The organism is Streptomyces sp. NPDC000880, assembly GCF_053599675.1.
In genome coordinates, this window is sequence record NZ_JBSFMS010000152.1 from 1 (window position 1) to 16581 (window position 16581).

Annotated in this window: 13 protein-coding genes, 1 pseudogene and 1 riboswitch; of the genes and pseudogenes, 6 read left to right on the forward strand and 8 right to left on the reverse strand. The window is 69.9% G+C overall.

From position 1 onward, the window contains the following. Positions 1-266: 266 nt before the first annotated feature. The gene (locus ACWDO5_RS31650) at positions 267-680 is read right to left on the reverse strand and encodes a cobalamin B12-binding domain-containing protein (protein WP_307661610.1); all 414 of its coding nucleotides are present in this window, start codon (positions 678-680) and stop codon (positions 267-269) included. 405 nt (positions 681-1085) lie between these two features. Here ACWDO5_RS31650 and ACWDO5_RS31655 point away from each other — a divergent pair, with 405 nt between their 5' ends. Both ACWDO5_RS31655 and ACWDO5_RS31660 read left to right on the forward strand, forming a co-directional pair. Next, positions 1086-1928 (forward strand): esterase/lipase family protein, encoded by an 843-nt coding sequence (locus tag ACWDO5_RS31655; RefSeq protein WP_450533920.1) that lies wholly within the window; start codon positions 1086-1088, stop codon positions 1926-1928. 264 nt (positions 1929-2192) lie between these two features. After that, a complete protein-coding gene (locus ACWDO5_RS31660) occupies positions 2193-3713 on the forward strand; it encodes a M23 family metallopeptidase (protein ID WP_450533922.1) in 1521 nt (506 codons plus the stop codon). Between the two features lie 7 nt (positions 3714-3720). Here ACWDO5_RS31660 and pcrA read toward each other — a convergent pair whose 3' ends face one another. Further along, the gene (pcrA, locus tag ACWDO5_RS31665) at positions 3721-6162 is read right to left on the reverse strand and encodes a DNA helicase PcrA (protein WP_450533923.1); all 2442 of its coding nucleotides are present in this window, start codon (positions 6160-6162) and stop codon (positions 3721-3723) included. Between the two features lie 263 nt (positions 6163-6425). Next, positions 6426-6589: riboswitch (cyclic di-AMP (ydaO/yuaA leader) on the forward strand. Positions 6590-6591: 2 nt separating this feature from the next. Between pcrA and ACWDO5_RS31670 the strand changes: the two genes are divergently transcribed. After that, a complete protein-coding gene (locus tag ACWDO5_RS31670) occupies positions 6592-7749 on the forward strand; it encodes an NlpC/P60 family protein (protein WP_450533924.1) in 1158 nt (385 codons plus the stop codon). A gap of 93 nt (positions 7750-7842) precedes the next feature. Here the strand turns inward: ACWDO5_RS31670 and ACWDO5_RS31675 are convergent, their stop codons facing one another. Further along, positions 7843-8196 carry a hypothetical protein gene (locus ACWDO5_RS31675; RefSeq protein ID WP_450533925.1) on the reverse strand — a complete coding sequence of 118 codons (354 nt, stop codon included), beginning with the start codon at positions 8194-8196 and terminating at the stop codon, positions 7843-7845. 391 nt (positions 8197-8587) lie between these two features. Here ACWDO5_RS31675 and ACWDO5_RS31680 point away from each other — a divergent pair, with 391 nt between their 5' ends. After that, complete coding sequence (locus tag ACWDO5_RS31680) at positions 8588-9643, forward strand: NlpC/P60 family protein (protein ID WP_450533927.1); 1056 nt, start codon at positions 8588-8590, stop codon at positions 9641-9643. Positions 9644-9798: 155 nt separating this feature from the next. On the opposite strand, the gene ACWDO5_RS31685 is transcribed toward ACWDO5_RS31680, so the two are convergent. Together ACWDO5_RS31685 and ACWDO5_RS31690 are read right to left on the reverse strand one after the other, a co-directional pair. Next, positions 9799-10494: a LuxR C-terminal-related transcriptional regulator gene (locus ACWDO5_RS31685; protein WP_450533928.1), complete on the reverse strand. Its 696-nt coding sequence runs from the start codon at positions 10492-10494 to the stop codon at positions 9799-9801. Beyond that, a complete protein-coding gene (locus ACWDO5_RS31690; protein ID WP_450533929.1) occupies positions 10491-11792 on the reverse strand; it encodes a PspC domain-containing protein in 1302 nt (433 codons plus the stop codon). Before ACWDO5_RS31690 ends, ACWDO5_RS31685 begins: the two co-directional genes overlap by 4 nt. A gap of 152 nt (positions 11793-11944) precedes the next feature. On the opposite strand from ACWDO5_RS31690, the gene ACWDO5_RS31695 reads away from it, so the two are divergent. Next, entirely contained in the window at positions 11945-13261 is a 1317-nt protein-coding gene (locus ACWDO5_RS31695; protein WP_450533931.1) for a PspC domain-containing protein, read from the forward strand. A gap of 168 nt (positions 13262-13429) precedes the next feature. Here ACWDO5_RS31695 and ACWDO5_RS31700 read toward each other — a convergent pair whose 3' ends face one another. The 3 genes and pseudogenes from ACWDO5_RS31700 to ACWDO5_RS31710 form a co-directional block, all read right to left on the reverse strand. After that, entirely contained in the window at positions 13430-13951 is a 522-nt protein-coding gene (locus ACWDO5_RS31700; protein WP_450533932.1) for a DoxX family protein, read from the reverse strand. Between the two features lie 127 nt (positions 13952-14078). Further along, complete coding sequence (locus ACWDO5_RS31705; protein WP_450533934.1) at positions 14079-15320, reverse strand: hypothetical protein; 1242 nt, start codon at positions 15318-15320, stop codon at positions 14079-14081. Positions 15321-15483: 163 nt separating this feature from the next. Then, a pseudogene (locus ACWDO5_RS31710) lies at positions 15484-15972 on the reverse strand (class II aldolase/adducin family protein); the annotation flags it as partial. Between the two features lie 96 nt (positions 15973-16068). Here ACWDO5_RS31710 and ACWDO5_RS31715 point away from each other — a divergent pair. Continuing rightward, a partial coding sequence (locus tag ACWDO5_RS31715; RefSeq protein WP_450533936.1) for a cupin domain-containing protein occupies positions 16069-16581 on the forward strand: 513 nt, incomplete at its 3' end.

Here is a 16581-nt window from a genome sequence, read left to right on the forward strand (position 1 = left end):
CGGATACCACCTGCCTCCACGGCCACCGACCCGAAACCGGCTCAGAAACCGGTCAGAAGATCACTCTCAAACCACGCCGGTGGATCGAGGCTTAGACCGGCGGACGCACGGACGGGCACCGCGCGCCAGGCACAGTCAGGCGCCCGCAGGCCGGCGGACGCAAGGGACAGGCGCCGCGTCACGCCCGGCGCCGCCGTCAGGCGGAGCAGACCGGCGGACCCAGGGCACGGGCGCCGCGTCACGCACCGCGGCGTCGCCGGACGGCGTCAGGCACCCGCGGGCTGGCGGACGTTTGCGTTGACCCAGTCAACGATCGACGCCGTCGTCGCGCCCGGCGTGAAGATCTCCGCGACACCCTTCTCCTTCAGCGGCGCGATGTCCGCCTCCGGGATGATGCCGCCGCCGAAAACCTTGATGTCCTCCGCGTCGCGCTCCTTCAGCAGCTCGATGACCTTCGCGAAGAGCGTGTTGTGCGCACCGGAGAGGATGGACAGGCCGATCGCGTCCGCATCCTCCTGGATCGCCGTGTCCACGATCTGCTCGGGGGTCTGGTGGAGACCGGTGTAGATGACCTCCATGCCCGCGTCACGCAGCGCCCGCGCGATCACCTTGGCCCCGCGATCATGCCCGTCGAGCCCCGGCTTGGCCACTACCACGCGGATCGGACCAGTCACACCCATCACTGCCTCCACCTACCGATGCATACCGATGCATACCGACTGCATGCCGACCGCGCCGCCCTGGGCGCGGGGGGACCCGAACCGCAGCGGCCCGGGAAAGTGAACGAACGTTATCTCCAGCATCCCGCAACCCGCCGTTTCACGGTGGGCCGCGAGGGGGAAATCACACATGGGACAACTTAGCTATGCGTCGCACCCGCACCACGCGGCACACACGCCGCACCACCGCGGGGACGATCGCTACGGGAGCCGCATCAGGGTTCGTAGCCCCGTGCCGTCAGCCGCGCGGCACGGCGCTGCGACACCTTCGGCACTGGCCCGGCAGGGGCACAAGGCCTGGGTGGCGCCCACGAGGGCACACGGGGGACGAAGCCGTCCTCCAGCGTGCCGTACGGGAGGTAGGCCATGAAGGCTTTTCCCTTCTTTTCGCCGTGTCTGCGCCCCGTGCGACACCTACGGATCCCGGCCGTGCTGCTGCGTGCCGCCACCCTCGAGCTGGCGATCCTCGCCGGGCATCTGCTCCTCTACCCCGCCGGCCTCGTCCCGGAGCGTCGCGAACCCGACCCGGACCCCGCCCCAGGACCGAACCCCCAGCTCCCGACGCCCGGCGCGGACCGCCCGCCTGCGGTGCTCCTCCATGGCTTCGTGGACAACCGCTCCGTGTTCGTACTGCTGCGCCGCTCCCTCGCCCGGCACGGCTGGCGGCACCTCGAGTGCCTCAATTACTCCCCGCTGACCTGCGACATCCGCACCGCCGCCGAGCTGCTCGGCCGGCACATCGAGGAGATCTGCGCGCGTACGGGCCGCTCCGAGGTCGACATCGTCGGTCACAGTCTCGGCGGCCTGATCGCCCGCTATTACGTACAGCGCCTGGGCGGTGACCATCGGGTACGCACGCTTGTCACCCTCGGCACCCCACATTCGGGCACCAGCGTCGCCCCGCTCGCCAGCGCGCACCCCATCGTGCGCCAGATGCGCCCCGGATCCGCCGTGATCGAGGAGCTGCGCATGCCCGCGCCCGGCTGCCGGACTCGCTTCGTGAGTTTCTGGAGTGACCTCGACCAGCTGATGGTCCCGGTCGAGACGGCCTGCATCGACCACCAGGACCTCATCGCGCAGAACGTACAGGTCAGCGGAGTCGGGCATCTCGCGCTCCCGATCCACCCGGCCGTCGCGGCCGGCATCCGGCAGGCGCTGGAGTCGACCCAACCGGCGACCGGCGCATCCGGCGCCGTCTCCGTCGCCTGAGTCCGGGCCCGACGGCGCGCGCCACCACGCCCTGCCCAGCAGGCCAGGTAACGAATTGTCGAACACTTTTCGAACGTAGAGCCAAAGCTGTGCCCGCAGTCCGCCGAAAGGCATCCGAATGCCCGTTTCCTGATTGCCTAAAACCTGCCGAAGATTGTCGCCGTCGCATACCGCCAGGTACAGTCGCGCCACTGCTTTGCCTCTGGGACCCGCGCTCGACGGCCCCAGAACCCAGGTCCTGCTGCCGAGGCGAGAGAGAAGTTGGTGAACGACCAGCACGCCCACGCCGGGTACGCCGAACACGACGGTTACACCTCTGGCAGCTTTGACACCGACCCGCTCTTCGGTGCGCTTCCTGGCAGTTACGAAGCCGCTCACAGCGGCCAGTACGACACCACCCAGTGGGACACCGGGGCGCAGCAGACCTCCGGTTACGACGTCTACGCCGCGCAGCAGGCACAACAGCCGCAGCAGACGCAGCAATTCCCGCAGTACGAGACTCACGCGCAGTACGACAGCACCGCCCAGTACGACGCCACAGGCCACTACGACGCCGCCGCGGTGCAGTACGACGCGACGGGCCAGTGGGACGCCGCCGCGTGGGACCAGACCGCGCAGACGAGTCAGTACGAAACCGCCGCGGCCACGTTCGCGTACGACACCACCGGACAGTGGACGGGGCCCGCCTTCGACACCGGCACGTACGACGCCACCGCCTGGAACACGGGCGCGGAAGCCATCCTGCCGCACGTACCGCAACAGTTCACGCCGGAGCATGAATTCATCCCGGACCAGGACTTCAGTCCGGCGGGGCCCGCCGACCTCTCCACCGAATTCCAGCCTGACTTCCAGCCGGAATTCCAGCCCGACCTCACGTACGAGTACGAGGAGTACCAGTACGAGGCCGAGGCCGAGGCCGAGCCTGAACCCGAGGCAGAGGCCGAGCCAGAAGCGGAAGCCGAACTCGGCGGCGAGCTGGCGCCGGAACCCGAACCCCTCGCCGCCGCCGTCATCCCCCGCCCCGTCCGCCGTTCCGGCGGGTCCCGCGGCCGTCGCCGCACCCCCGCGAAGCGCTCCGCGCTCCTCACCGTCGCCGTGCCCTCCGCCTGCGTGATGGGCGTCGCCGGCATCGCCGCCGCCTCCGTCGGCAGCCTCGGCACCAGCGGCGAGACCAAGGGCGACACCAACCTGGAGGCGGCCGATCCGTCCTCCCCCAAGGCGATCGCGGCCAACAACAAGATGGACACGCAGCTCGCCGCCCTCAGCGCCGACGCCCGCGATTTCGGCGACCGCGCGTCGCGCACCCAGGAACGCCTCGACCTGAAGGCGCGCCAGGAGGCGGAGAAGAAGAAGCGCGACGAAGAGGCCAAGCGCCGCGAGGCGATGCGCCCCAAGTTCGTACTGCCGGTGCAGCGGGAAGGCCTGAGCGCATACTACGGCCAGGCCGGCGTCAACTGGATGTCCGTGCACACCGGCATCGACTTCCCGGTGTCGTACGGCACCGAGGTGATGGCCGCGACCGACGGCACAGTCCGTACGCAGTGGAACAGCGCCTACGGAAACATGGCCATCGTGACCTCGCCCGACGGCACCGAGACCTGGTACTGCCACCTCAGCAGCACCAAGATCCGCTCCGGTTCGGTCAAGGCCGGTGACGTCATCGCGTACTCCGGCAACTCCGGCAACTCCACCGGACCGCACCTCCACTTCGAGGTACGGCCCGGCGGCGGCTCGGCGATCGACCCGCTGCCGTGGCTTCGCAGCCACGGCCTCGACCCGACGTAAGCACCGATCAGAGCTTTTCGACCGGCGCGTACCGCAGCAGCAGCCGCTTCGGCTTGGTGTCCCCGAAGTCGATCGTCGCCTGCGCGTCCGCACCCAGCCCCGTCACTCCCACCACGGTCCCCAGGCCGAACTGGTCATGCGTGACCCGGTCTCCGACCGCCAGCGAGATCACCGGCTTGTCGGTCGTACGCCGCGTGGCGAAGCCAGAAGAACCGCCGCCCACGCGTGAGCGCGAGGACGAGAGCGACGAGGCGATGCCGGACGTCGGACCGGCGGGCGCGGCCATCGGACCGGTCCGCTTCCACTGCAGGTGCTGCCCCGGGATCTCCTCCAGGAAGCGCGAGGGCGGGTTGTACGAGGGCTGGCCCCAGGCGCTGCGCATCGACGACCGCGTCAGATAGAGGCGCTCGCGGGCGCGTGTGATGCCGACGTACGCCAGCCGCCGCTCCTCCTCCAGCTCCTTCACCTGGCCGAGGGCGCGCATGTGCGGGAAGACGCCGTCCTCCATGCCCGTCAGGAACACCACCGGGAACTCGAGGCCCTTCGCCGTGTGCAGCGTCATCAGTGTGATGACGCCGGAGCCGTCCTCGTCCTCGTCCGGGATCTGGTCGGAGTCGGCGACGAGCGCGACCTGCTCAAGGAACTCGGCGAGCGTTCCCGCACCTTCCTCCTCGGCGCGGTCCTGCTCGAACTCCAGGGCCACGGCGGCCAGTTCCTGCAGGTTCTCGATGCGCGTCTCGTCCTGCGGATCGGTCGACGCCTGCAACTCGGCGAGGTAGCCGGTCCGCTCCAGGACGGCCTCGAGCACGGTGGCCGGTCCGGCGCCCGACTCGACGACCGTACGCAACTCCTCCATCAGCACGTTGAACCGCTTGACGGCGTTGGCCGAGCGGGCCGCCATGCCGTACGCCTCGTCGACGCGGCGCAGCGCCTGCGGGAAGGTGATCTTCTCGCGCAGCGCGAGCGCGTCGATCATCGCCTCGGCGCGGTCGCCGATGCCGCGCTTGGGGACGTTGAGGATGCGGCGCAGCGGGACATTGTCCTCGGGATTGGCGAGAACTCGCAGATACGCGAGGACGTCCCGGACCTCCTTGCGCTCGTAGAAGCGCACTCCGCCGACGACCTTGTACGGCAGTCCCACCCGGATGAAGATCTCTTCGAAAACACGGGACTGGGCGTTCGTACGGTAGAAGACCGCGACGTCGCCGGCCTTCGCGTCGCCGGCGTCCGTCAGCCGGTCGATCTCGTCGGCGACGAACTGCGCCTCGTCGTGCTCGGTGTCGGCGACATAGCCGGTGATCTGCGCGCCGGCGCCGGCGTTGGTCCACAGGTTCTTCGGGCGGCGGCTTTCGTTGCGCTCGATGACGGCGTTGGCGGCGGAGAGGATCGTCTGCGTGGAGCGGTAGTTCTGCTCCAGCAGGATCGTCGTCGCGTCCGGGTAGTCCTCCTCGAACTGGAGGATGTTGCGGATGGTCGCGCCGCGGAAGGCGTAGATCGACTGGTCGGCGTCGCCGACGACGCAGAGCTCGGCCGGGTCGTCATCCGGGCCCGAGGGACCCACCAGCTCGCGTACGAGTGTGTACTGAGCGTGGTTGGTGTCCTGGTACTCGTCCACCAGGACATGGCGGAACCGGCGCTGGTAGTGCTCGGCGACGTCCGGGAACGCCTGCAGCAGATGCACCGTCGTCATGATGATGTCGTCGAAGTCCAGGGCATTGGCCTCGCGCAGCCTCGCCTGGTACATCCGGTACGCCTCGGCGAGCGTCTTCTCGAACCCGTCGACAGCCTGGTCGGCGAAGGTCTCCTCGTCGATCAGCTCGTTCTTCAGATTCGAGATCTTCGCGCTGAAGGACTTCGGCGGGAACTTCTTGGGATCGAGTTCCAGATCACGGCAGACCAGGGCCATGAGGCGCTTGGAGTCGGCGGCGTCGTAGATCGAGAACGACGAGGTGAAGCCGAGCCTCTTGGACTCCCGGCGCAGGATGCGGACGCAGGCGCTGTGGAAGGTCATGACCCACATGGCGTTGGCGCGCGGGCCTACGAGCTGCTCGACGCGCTCCTTCATCTCGCCGGCGGCCTTGTTGGTGAACGTGATCGCCAGTATCTGGCCGGGGTGGACGCTGCGGGTGCCCAGCAGATGCGCGATCCGGTGGGTCAGCACCCGGGTCTTGCCGGACCCTGCCCCGGCCACGATGAGCAGCGGCGAGCCGGTGTGCACGACGGCGGCACGCTGCTGCTCGTTCAGCCCCTCGAGCAGGGTGGCGGGGTCCACGACGGTGCGCGGGGCGCCGTCGCGGTGGTACGGGTCCCGGGCCGGGGGGACGTCGTAAGCGCCCTGGAAGAGATCGTCAGGGATCTCCTCCGGGGCCGAGTCCTCGGGCGGCGGCGGGTGGTGCTCCGCGCTGGGCTGGAGGTCCGCCAGGAAGCTGTCGTCAAAGAGGCTGCTCATCGCTCTACGAGTCTAGGCCGCCGCACTGACAGCTCGCCGCCGCATTGGGATACGACGGACGACACGGGCGGACGATTTGAAGCCGCCACTCTCCGTCATCGACCCGTGCCACCGGGTCATCACACGAGGGCACCGGTTCGCCGATCGCCAAGGTCACGAAAACGTATCGGGCATTTCGAACATCAACCTTCACAGCAGCCACACGAGTTGGCTAGCGTGCTCCACCAGGGCAGCCCGTACCCCCATGGCGATCCACGCCAATCGGGCGGCCTGCGCCGAATTCGGGCTTTCCACAAGAGAGTTCGGAACCGGGGACCCACTATGCACAACCGGGGTGAATCGGACCCTGCCTCACTCGGTCCGTAGGGCGATCTTCCGTTCCGCCCGAACCCGACAGCTAACCCGGTAGGCGGTCCACGGAAGAAGGAGATGTCGGCCTTGGCGTCGCATCGCAAAACGCGAAGTCGAACCGTTAAGACCTCCCCCGCCGTCGGGTTCACGACGGCAGCCCTCGCCTCGGTCACCCTGCTGTCCACGCAGAGCGCCAACGCCGCACCCGCTGAGCCGAAGCCCTCCGTCGAAGAGGTGCAGAAAAAGGTCGACGACCTGTACCGGCAGGCCGGCACGGCGACCCAGAAGTACAACAAGGCCAAGGAAGCGACCGCGGAGAAGCGCCGCGAGGTCGACCAGCTGCTCGACGACGCCGCCAAGCGCACGGACAAGCTGAACGAGTCGCGGCGGGCGCTGGGCAACTACGCGGCCGCGCAGTACCGCACGGGCGCGGTCACCCCGACCGCCGCGCTGCTCTTCGCGGACAGCCCGGAGGCCTACTTCGACCAGACGCAGCTGATGAGCCGGCTGACCGACCGTCAGCGCAGCGCGATCACGGACTATGAGACCCAGCGGGCGGCGGCCACCGAGCAGCGCGCGGAGGCGACGAAGAGCCTCGAGTCGCTCACCCGCTCCCAACACGCCCTGCGCACCAGCAAGCAGGACGTCCAGGCGAAGCTCGGCGAGGCGCGCACGCTGCTGTCGAAGCTGACGGCCGAGGAGAAGGCGCGGCTTGCGGCGATCGAGCGCAAGAAGGAGGAAGAGGCCCGCCGCAAGGCCGAGGCCAAGGCCCAGGAGGAGGCCCGCGCCAGGGCGGAGGCCGAGCGGCGCCAGGAACAGAACCAGGACGGCGGCACGGGCACCGGGGCGGGCACCGGCTCCGGCTCCGCGGGCGGCGCCACGTACGCGGCGAAGGCCGAGAAGGTCCTGTCCTTCGCCCGCTCCCAGATTGGCAAGCCGTACGTCTGGGGAGCATCGGGCCCGAGCTCCTACGACTGCTCGGGACTGACCCAGGCCGCCTGGAAGGCGGCGGGCGTGGACCTGCCGCGCACCACCTGGGACCAGGTGGAGGTGGGCGAGCGGGTCGCGCCGAAGGATCTGCTCCCCGGTGACCTGGTCTTCTTCTACGACGACATCAGCCACGTCGGCATCTACATCGGCGACGGCAAGATGATCCACGCGCCCAAGCCGGGTGCGAACGTCCGAGAGGAATCGATCTACTACATGCCGATCTACGGCAGCGTGCGCCCGGCCTGAGGACCGGTCAACGCACGAACGCCCGGGCCGACAGCGGCGCCCGGGCGTTCTCATGTCCAGCTCATTCCAGCCTATGCCCGGCTCACGCCCGGCTCACGTCCAGAGCGTCGCGATGAAGATGTTCGCGACCGTCAGCCCGCCCACCGCACCGAACAGCGCCTTCTCCACCTTCTCCTCGTCCCGCTTGACGTACACCAGGCCCAGGATCACAACCAGCACCGCCAGCTTGATGCCGACCTTCAGGTTGTTCACCGGCTGGTCGTCCGCCTGGTTCAGGCCCACCAGTGCCACGCCCGTGATCAGCATGGTCAGCGCGCCGTGCAGCATCGCCGGGGTGAAGCGGGCCGTTCCCGCGGCCATCGCCTTCATCTGGGTGAGGAAGCCGCCGAGTAGTGACGCGATGCCGATGATGTGCAGGGCGACGAAGACATTGATGAGTACGTCCATGTCGCGGAGCCTAGCCCTCCCCATACCACCGCTCTCCGGGCAGGTGCGGCTCATTCGCCGCATCGGTCACCGCTGCACGGGAAACCGAGCCGGCACCGTCGGTCCCGCTGTCAGAAAGCGCACCCACATATCCAGCTTCGGGCAGTACCGGTCCACGCCTCATTCCCGTGACTCTCAGGTTTAGCGTCCTTCTCAGGTGACCGACTCCCCACCGCCGCCGGGCTCCCGGGCGGCAGTCGGCCACCCCCGCCGAGAGATCCGGCGGCGGACCGCTCCCCCCGTGCGGACCGCCGTCGGATTCGGCGGACGCGGCGGACACGGCGTCGGATCGGGCGTCGGATTCAGCCTCGGACTCGGACCGCGGGGAAGACGGAAGGACGTGGACGCCCTCGTGGCAGCGCACCGGAAACCCAAGCAGCATCCGCTCAGCGGGCCGGCCGCCCGGACCGCCGCCACCCTCGCGCTCGCCGGCGCAGCGACCGCCACCGCGTTCGACGGCACCGGGCAGGCCGAGCCCCGTCTCACTCCCGCACAGATCAAGGCCAAGGTCGACAAGCTCTACCAGGAGGCGGAGGCCGCCACCGAGAAGTACAACGGAGCCAAGGAGCAGACCGCGAAGGCCCGCGCGTCGCTGGACTCACTGCGCGAGGAGGCAGCCCGCAGGACCGAGCGGCTCAACACCTCACGCAACGCCCTCGGTTCGATCGCCACCGCCCAGTACCGCGCCGGCGGCATCGACCCGGGGTTGCAGCTCGCCCTCACCTCCGACCCCGACGAGTATCTGGAGCGGGCCGCGCTCGTCGAGCGGGTCGGCACACGGCAGGCGGACGCCATCGGCGGTGTGCACCAACAGCTCGTGGAGATCGCCCGGTTGAGGGCCGAGGCGGCCGAGCGCATGGACGGTCTCAAGGCCCGGCAGACCGAGCTGGCAAAGCACAAGGCCACCGTCCAAAACAAGCTCGCGGCCGCCGAACGCCTCCTCGCCGAGCTCACCGCCGAGCAGCGCGCCTCGTACGACAGCTGGAACGGTGCGGAAAGCCCCGCGGACACGCGTGCCGACCGGTCAGCCGGCTCCCGCGGCTCCCTCAAGGCCCCCAACTCCCGTGCCGCCCAAGCCGTCGCGTACGCCTACGGAGCGCTCGGCAAGCCGTACGTCTGGGGCGCGACCGGGCCCGGCTCCTTCGACTGTTCCGGGCTCACCCAGGCCGCCTGGGGCTCCGCGGGGATCTCGCTGCCCCGCACCACGTACACGCAGATCAACGCGGGCCGACGGGTATCCCGTTCCCAACTCGCCCCCGGTGACCTGGTGTTCTTCTACTCCGGCGTCAGCCACGTCGGCCTGTACATCGGCGGCGGCCAGATGATCCACGCCCCGCGCCCAGGCGCCCCGGTCCGCGTCGCGCCGATCGACGAGATGCCCTTCGCCGCCGCGACCCGCCCCGCGTAAGCCGGCCGGGTCAGAACCCGTCCACGGCCGTCAGCGAGCGGGGCTCGGCGGCCGGGTCGTTGTAGCCGGAGAAGCTGACGGCCGCGCCGTGCGCGAAGAGGTGAACATGGCTTGGACGGTTGCCCGGCTATGTACCAGTTACCTCACGAAGGAGCCTAAACCAGACGACGGGCCGTCGCCCACCGCGTCAGCTCGTGCCGGTTCGAGAGCTGCAACTTCCGCAGCACCGCCGACACATGCGACTCCACCGTCTTCACCGAGATGAACAGCTGCTTCGCGATTTCCTTGTACGCGTAACCCCGCGCGATCAGCCGCAGCACCTCGCGCTCCCGCTGGGTGAGCCGATCGAGGTCCTCGTCCACCGGCGGCGCGTCCGTCGAGGCGAAAGCGTCCAGCACGAAGCCCGCCAGACGCGGCGAGAACACCGCGTCCCCGTCCTGCACGCGGAAGATCGAGTCGACCAGATCCGTGCCCGTGATCGTTTTGGTGACATAGCCGCGGGCGCCGCCCCGGATCACTCCGATCACGTCCTCGGCCGCGTCGGAGACGGACAGCGCCAGGAAGCGCACCGGGTTCGCAGACGCCGCCATCAGCGAGGCGCAGCGGCGCAGCACCTGCACTCCACCGCCGCCCGGCAGATGTACATCCAGCAGGACGACCTCGGGCCGGGTCGCCGTGATCACGGTGACCGCCTGGTCGACGTCGGCGGCCTCGCCGACCACTTCGACGCCGGTGCGGTCGGTCTGGCCGATTTCGGCCTGCACTCCGGTGCGGAACATCCGGTGGTCGTCGACGAGCACGACCCGTACGTGCCGCTCGGCAGTCTCTCCAGCAGCCTCGGTCTCGGTCATTCGCCCACCCTCTCCATCTCCAGCTCGACCTCGGTGCCCCCGCCGGGCACCGAGCGAAGCCGTGCCGTCCCGCCGTTGCGCTGCATCCGGCCGATGATCGATTCTCTTACGCCCATCCGGTCGCCGGGGACGGAATCCAGGTCGAAGCCCGGCCCCCGGTCCCGTACCGACACGAAGACCGTGCGGCCCTCGACCTCGGCGTAGACCTGGACGGCCCCGCCCTCGCCACCGTACTTGGCCGCATTGACCATTGCCTCGCGTGCGGCTTGCATCTGTGCGGCCAGTTTCTCGTCCAGCGGGCAGTCGCCGACGACCACGACTTCCAGCGGTACGCCGTGCTTGTCCTCGACCTCGGCCGCGGCCTTCTTCACCGCCTCGGCGAACGTGTCCGGTTCCTCGTCCTCGTCCTTGCCGGTGCCCTCCGGCTTGTAGAGCCAGTTCCGCAGCTCGCGCTCCTGGGCGCGGGCGAGGCGGCGTACTTCGCCCGCTTCGTCGGCGTTCCGCTGGATCAGGGTGAGGGTGTGCAGTACGGAGTCATGGACGTGCGCGGCGACCTCCGCCCGTTCCTGGGCGCGGATGCGCATCGTCCGCTCCTCCGAGAGGTCCTGGGTCATCCGCACCAGCCAGGGGCCGGCGAGCAGGGCGACACCGGCGATGACGGCGATAGCCGCGGTCAGTACGTTGCCGAGCTGGGCGGCGGAGCCGCGTACCACCATGAAGACGGTGAGGCCCATGCCGACCAGGGCGACGCCCGCGAGCGCGCGGCCCAGTTGCAGCAGCCTGCGGCGGCGGCCACCCGTCGACAGGGTGGCCCAGCGGGCACGGCGGGCGTTGTCCGCCTGCCGCCACACCAGCACCACACCGGCGCCGATCAACAGCGTCGGCCAGACATAGCGGTTGGTGTTGCTGCCCATGTCGACATTGCCGGCGAAGATCGCGGCGCCGACGAGCAGCGCGACCATCGCGAAGAGCTGTCCCTTGTCGGGCTTGCGCAGTCGGCGCCTGCCGTCCGGCGTGGCCTCGAACACGGAACGCGGCTCGGCGGCCCTGCCGCCGACGCCGAGCGGCACGACGATCCAGAAGACGGCGTACAGCAGCACGCCGAGGCCATCGGCCATGAACAGGCCCAGGAAGACGAGGCGGACCCAGATGACGGGCAGTCCCAGGTGCCCGGCAAGGCCGCGCGCCACACCACCGAGCATCCGGCCGTCGGCGCTGCGGTACAGCTTGCGCAGCGGCTGCTCCTCCGGCGCGGGGGCGCGGGAGGGTCCGGCGGATCGGGGCGTGGCGACTGGCATGCCCCGATCGTCACATGCAGAGGCGGGCCGTTGTATCAGGGTCGTCCCCTAAACCGACCCTGAAAGCCGGGGCCCGCGGCCGGGCCGATATCAGGGAAGGGCCAGGGTCGGCGTGGGTGCCGTCCCGGCGCGGGGCCCGTCACCATGGACGTATGACACAGCCGACCACTCCGCCTCCTGCGCAACCGAACGCGCCGCCCGAGGCGCGACCCGAGGCGCAGCCGCTGCGCCGCGCCCCGAACCAGAAGGTTGTGGCGGGTGTCTGCGGCGGGCTCGGCCGGTACTGCGACATAGACCCGGTGATCTTCAGGATCGTGATCGGTGTGCTCTCCGTGACCGGTGGCATCGGCCTGATCTTCTACGGCTTCGCCTGGCTGCTGATCCCCTTCGAGGACGAGGAGGAGAACGAGGCGCGTCGCCTGCTGTCGGGCCGGGTGGAGGGCGCGTCGCTGACGGCCGTGCTCCTCGCCCTGATCGGCTGCGGACTGTTCCTGTCCATGATGGGAAGCGGCGGGACGCTTGCCTTCGCCGCCCTCCTCTCGGTCGCGGTCGTCGGCGCGGCCGTGTGGTCGCAGCGCCGCAGTATCGCCGCCCCCGCCGGCGCGCTGCCGTACACCGCGACGGCGCACGCGGTGGCCGAGGCGCCGCCCGAGACGAAGGCGCCGCCCGTCCGCGACAGCCCGTCCTGGTGGCGGGACCCGATCATCAAGGACGGCACGACGGGCCCGGTGGCGACCGGCTATCTGTGGGGCCCGGAAGACGCTGCGGCCCAGGCGGCCGCGGAGGCCGCCGCTCCGCCGCGGAGGCGTACGTCAGCCGCTCCCCCGCAGACGCGCGGGCCGCGCGGAATCGGCGGCACCGTCTTCCTCCTCGCCCTCCTCGCGGGCGGCCTCGGCACGGGGCTCAGCTGGGACGGCAGTCCGCTTGGCACGAGTCTGCAGATCGGTCTTGCCTGCGCGCTTTCGGTGTTCGGGCTCGGCCTGCTGGTCAGCGCGCTGCTTGGCCGTACCGGCTTCGGCACGATCACGATGACGATGATCACGGCGGGTCTGCTGGCGGGAGCTGCCGCTCTTCCCAAGGACATCAGCACTCACTGGGCGCGTACGGACTGGAAGCCGGCCTCGGTGGCCGCCGTCCAGCGGCAATACGAACTCGGCTCCGGCGTCGCGACCCTCGACCTCTCCTCCCTCTCCGTCCCCGCCGGCCGGGCAGTGTCGACGAGGGCAGAGGTCGGGGCCGGTCAGCTCAAGGTCGTGGTACCGAAGGACACGCCGGTGGAGCTGCGGGTCGAAGCGGGCATCGGCGACATCCGGCTGCCCGCAGACGCGGCGAACGACATCGATATCGCCCCCGGCCAGGACCGGCAGAGCACCCTGCCCGCGCCGGCCGGCGCGAAGCCGTCGGGCACGCTGGAACTCCGCCTCGAAGTGGGCATCGGACAGGTGGAGGTGACCCGTGCCGCGTCGTGAACTCCGGCATGAATTCCGGCCGGGCAAGCTGATCGCGGGCCTCGCCGTGCTGGCCGCAGCGCTGCTGTACGCGGGCGATGCGGCCGACTCCTGGCAGACACCCTGGTTCGTGGTCTTCCCGGTCGTCTTCGGCGGTCTGTTCCTGGCCGGGGCGGTGACCTGGACGCACTACGGCATTCGGCGTCGCCGGTCGGCCAGAAGGGCGTCGAGCGAAAGGAACGGGGCCCCGGCGAGCACCAGCGGCAGCCAGGCCATCAAATAGGCGAGGTCATTGCCGTAGTAGTACGGCTCGGTCTGCCAGCTCACCGTCAGCCACAGGCTCAGCGAGATGAGCGCCCCGCCGAGCGCGGCGAGCCGGGCCAGCAGCCCGACGAGGGTGCCGATGCCAACGGCGAGTTCACCGAAGGCAATCGCGTAGCCGAAGCCCTCGGGGCTCTTGAGCGCAAGGTCGACGAGAGCGGGCACGGCGGAGGTGTCGCGCACGCTGCGCATCAGCTCCCCGACGGAGCCCTGCCCGCTCGCGGCCATGAACTGACTGTCCGTGAGCTTGTCGATCCCCGCGTAGATGAAGGTCACGCCGAGAAAGAACCGAAGCGGCAGAAGGGCGTAGTGGCTCGCCCTCTCTTTCCAGCCGCGGCGCCTTCCGTCTACCGTGCCGTAGTCGGCCATCGCCCGATATGTGTGTGTCATCACTGGTCCCGCCTTCGGTTGACCCGTCAACTGACCATACGTACGACGAAGCTGAGCCGCTCACCAGTCGTGCGGCTCACTCTGTGACATGGAGAGAGGCCGGGATCGGTCCGTTGCGCCAGGTGGGTCAGTCCGTCACCTCGATGAGGCAGCGGTTGCTCTCCATCCCCGATGCCGTCACCACCTGGATGTTCACCGGCCCCGGCTCGACGTCCACCGGGACCGGCACGGTGAGTTCGGTGTCTGTCGGATTGGCGAAGCCGCCGGGGACCGGGATCAGCGGGACATGGACATGAACCGCGCCGATGCGCACGACCATCCGGGCGAGCCGGTCGGGCGTGCCCGCGCCCGGAGGTACGAAGCCGGCGCCGCGGATCTCGATGTCGTCGCCAGTACGGATGGGTGCGTCCAGATCCCCGGGCTCGCGGGCCCGGACGACCGAGAGCACGATCGGCCGGCCGCCCTCCGCGTACTTCGCCGCGAAGTACGTCGCCGCCGAGACCGCGACCAGCAGGGCAAGCCCCCACGGCAGATCGGGCAGCTGCTCGGGCCGGCGGGCGAGCCGTACCAGCGCGAAGACCGCCGCGACGGAGCTCACCAGGGCGTACTGCGCATCCGCGAAGCTGCCGCGCCCGCTGTCGTCGCAGAGCAGATCCGCCAGGCGCGGCCGGTCGGCGCGAATCTTCTGCAGCCGCTGGCCGGTGACGCGTACTGCCACCACGCGGCGTACGACGACGGCGATCGCGCACACGAGCGCGAGGACGGACAGCATGCCCGCGCCACGGGCCAGGCCAAGTCCTTCGATCAGCGCGTCCCGGTCGGCGGCGGACGAGGCCCAGGCCAGCTGGAGGGCGAGCACCAGCACCGAGAAGACGACGAGCAGCACCCAGCCGGTGGCGACGGCGCGCGAGGTGGAGAGGCGGTTGTCCTCGCCGATCAGCGGGGCGAGAAGGCCGCCGCGCGACCGGTGCAGGCGGGCTGCGCCGCTCAGCAGGGAGCCGACGACGAACGCGGCGAGCAGCCCGGAGGTGCGGGCGCCGGTCCAGCCCCCGCCGATCGCGGTCACGATCTGCCCCAGCGCGAGAGCGGCGAAGGCCGCCCAGACGGCCAACAACGATCGCTGCCATACCAGTTGGAGCCACGCCTCACCGGCCTCACGGCTGCGGTCGGCGACCGTGCGGGCCGACTGGGTCAGCTCGTCCGACACCCACTGGCGCGAGGCGCCCGGCGAGTGGGCGACGGCGGCCGGCAGCCCCTGCCCGGCGGCAAACTCGTCCCGCTTGGCGAGGAATTCGGCCACTGCTCGCCGATGCCCTTCGCGCGCGCCGTGCGTACATTCGTCGCACTGTCCCGCTTCTTGCACCGCCACGAGCGAACGCCGCCTTCCCCGCCTCGTACCAACTGAACTTCCGTGTGATTCCTGGGAATTGTGCCGTACGAAAGAGGCGCACGCCCCGGCGCCCGAGGCTACAGGGGGTGAACGTGCCGGTGCCCGATTGACCCCTCACTGCTCTGCAACTGCTTCGCCAATGCAGCAGATCGGGTTCCGCCTGGCTGATCTGCCGCCACAGGGGCTGGTAGTTGATCCATGCGACCAGATCGCTGCCGAGCTGCTCGCGGGTGGCCACCGCGTCCCGATGCTCGATCATCAGGGGCTTGCCCGCCGCCCTCGCCGCGAGCTGTACCTGGGCGCAGCGCTCCATGGAGATGAACCACCAGGCCGCGGCGTCGACCGAGTCGCCGACGGTCAGCAGCCCGTGATTGCGCAGGACGACGGCCTTGTACGCGCCGAGGGCGCCGGCGATCCGACGCCCCTCCTCCTGGTCGACGACCACGCCCGTATCCCGGTCGACCAGGGCGTGGTCCTCGTAGAAGGCGCACGCTTCCTGTGTGATCGGCTCGACCAGCTCACCGAGCGCGGACAGCGCCCACCCGTGCACGGAGTGGGTGTGCGCGACGGCGACGACCTCGGGCCGGGAGCTGTGCACCTGGGCGTGCACGGCGAATCGCAGTTGCTCGACGGGGATCGGCGTGGGCGTCCCAGTCATGGCCGGGAAGCTACCTCCGGGTACCGCAACTGACCAGAGACGTCACCCGCCTGGTACGAGAATGGGCCCATGACCGAACCGACATCCCCTCTGGTCCCGCTCCTCGGCCTCGAACCGCACGTGGAAGGCGGCTGGTTCAGGCAGACCTGGCAGACGGCGGGCTCGACGACCCCGCGCGGCTATCCCGGTCCGCGGCCGTACGCCACCGGCATCTACTTCCTGCTGCACCCCGGCGAGAGCTCGCGCTGGCACCGCGTACGCTCCGACGAACTCTGGCTCTGGCACCGCGGCGGCCCGATCCACCTGCACCTCGGCGGCACGGCCGAGAAGCCTTCGGCGACCGAGACGCTCACCCTGGGCCCGTCGGTGGAGTCGGGCGAACAGCCCCAGCTCCTTGTCCCCGCGAACACCTGGCAGGCGGCGGAACCCGCAGGCACCGAGCCGGTCCTGGTGACATGCATCGTGGCGCCTGGTTTCCACTACGACGACTTCACGGGCGTCACCTTCCGAAGCGGGAACGGGCGGTACGGACCGCCGGGCTGGTTACCTCTCCCGAGAGTGTGGACGCGGGCCCCCAACTGT

Coding starts and splice junctions, on each gene's coding strand:
- ACWDO5_RS31650 (WP_307661610.1), bottom strand. CDS start 680: ATGGGTGTGACTGGTCCGATCCGCGTGGTAGTGGCCAAGCCGGGGCTC.
- ACWDO5_RS31655 (WP_450533920.1), top strand. CDS start 1,086: ATGAAGGCTTTTCCCTTCTTTTCGCCGTGTCTGCGCCCCGTGCGACAC.
- pcrA (WP_450533923.1), bottom strand. CDS start 6,162: ATGAGCAGCCTCTTTGACGACAGCTTCCTGGCGGACCTCCAGCCCAGC.
- ACWDO5_RS31670 (WP_450533924.1), top strand. CDS start 6,592: ATGTCGGCCTTGGCGTCGCATCGCAAAACGCGAAGTCGAACCGTTAAG.
- ACWDO5_RS31675 (WP_450533925.1), bottom strand. CDS start 8,196: ATGGACGTACTCATCAATGTCTTCGTCGCCCTGCACATCATCGGCATC.
- ACWDO5_RS31685 (WP_450533928.1), bottom strand. CDS start 10,494: ATGACCGAGACCGAGGCTGCTGGAGAGACTGCCGAGCGGCACGTACGG.
- ACWDO5_RS31690 (WP_450533929.1), bottom strand. CDS start 11,792: ATGCCAGTCGCCACGCCCCGATCCGCCGGACCCTCCCGCGCCCCCGCG.
- ACWDO5_RS31695 (WP_450533931.1), top strand. CDS start 11,945: ATGACACAGCCGACCACTCCGCCTCCTGCGCAACCGAACGCGCCGCCC.
- ACWDO5_RS31700 (WP_450533932.1), bottom strand. CDS start 13,951: ATGACACACACATATCGGGCGATGGCCGACTACGGCACGGTAGACGGA.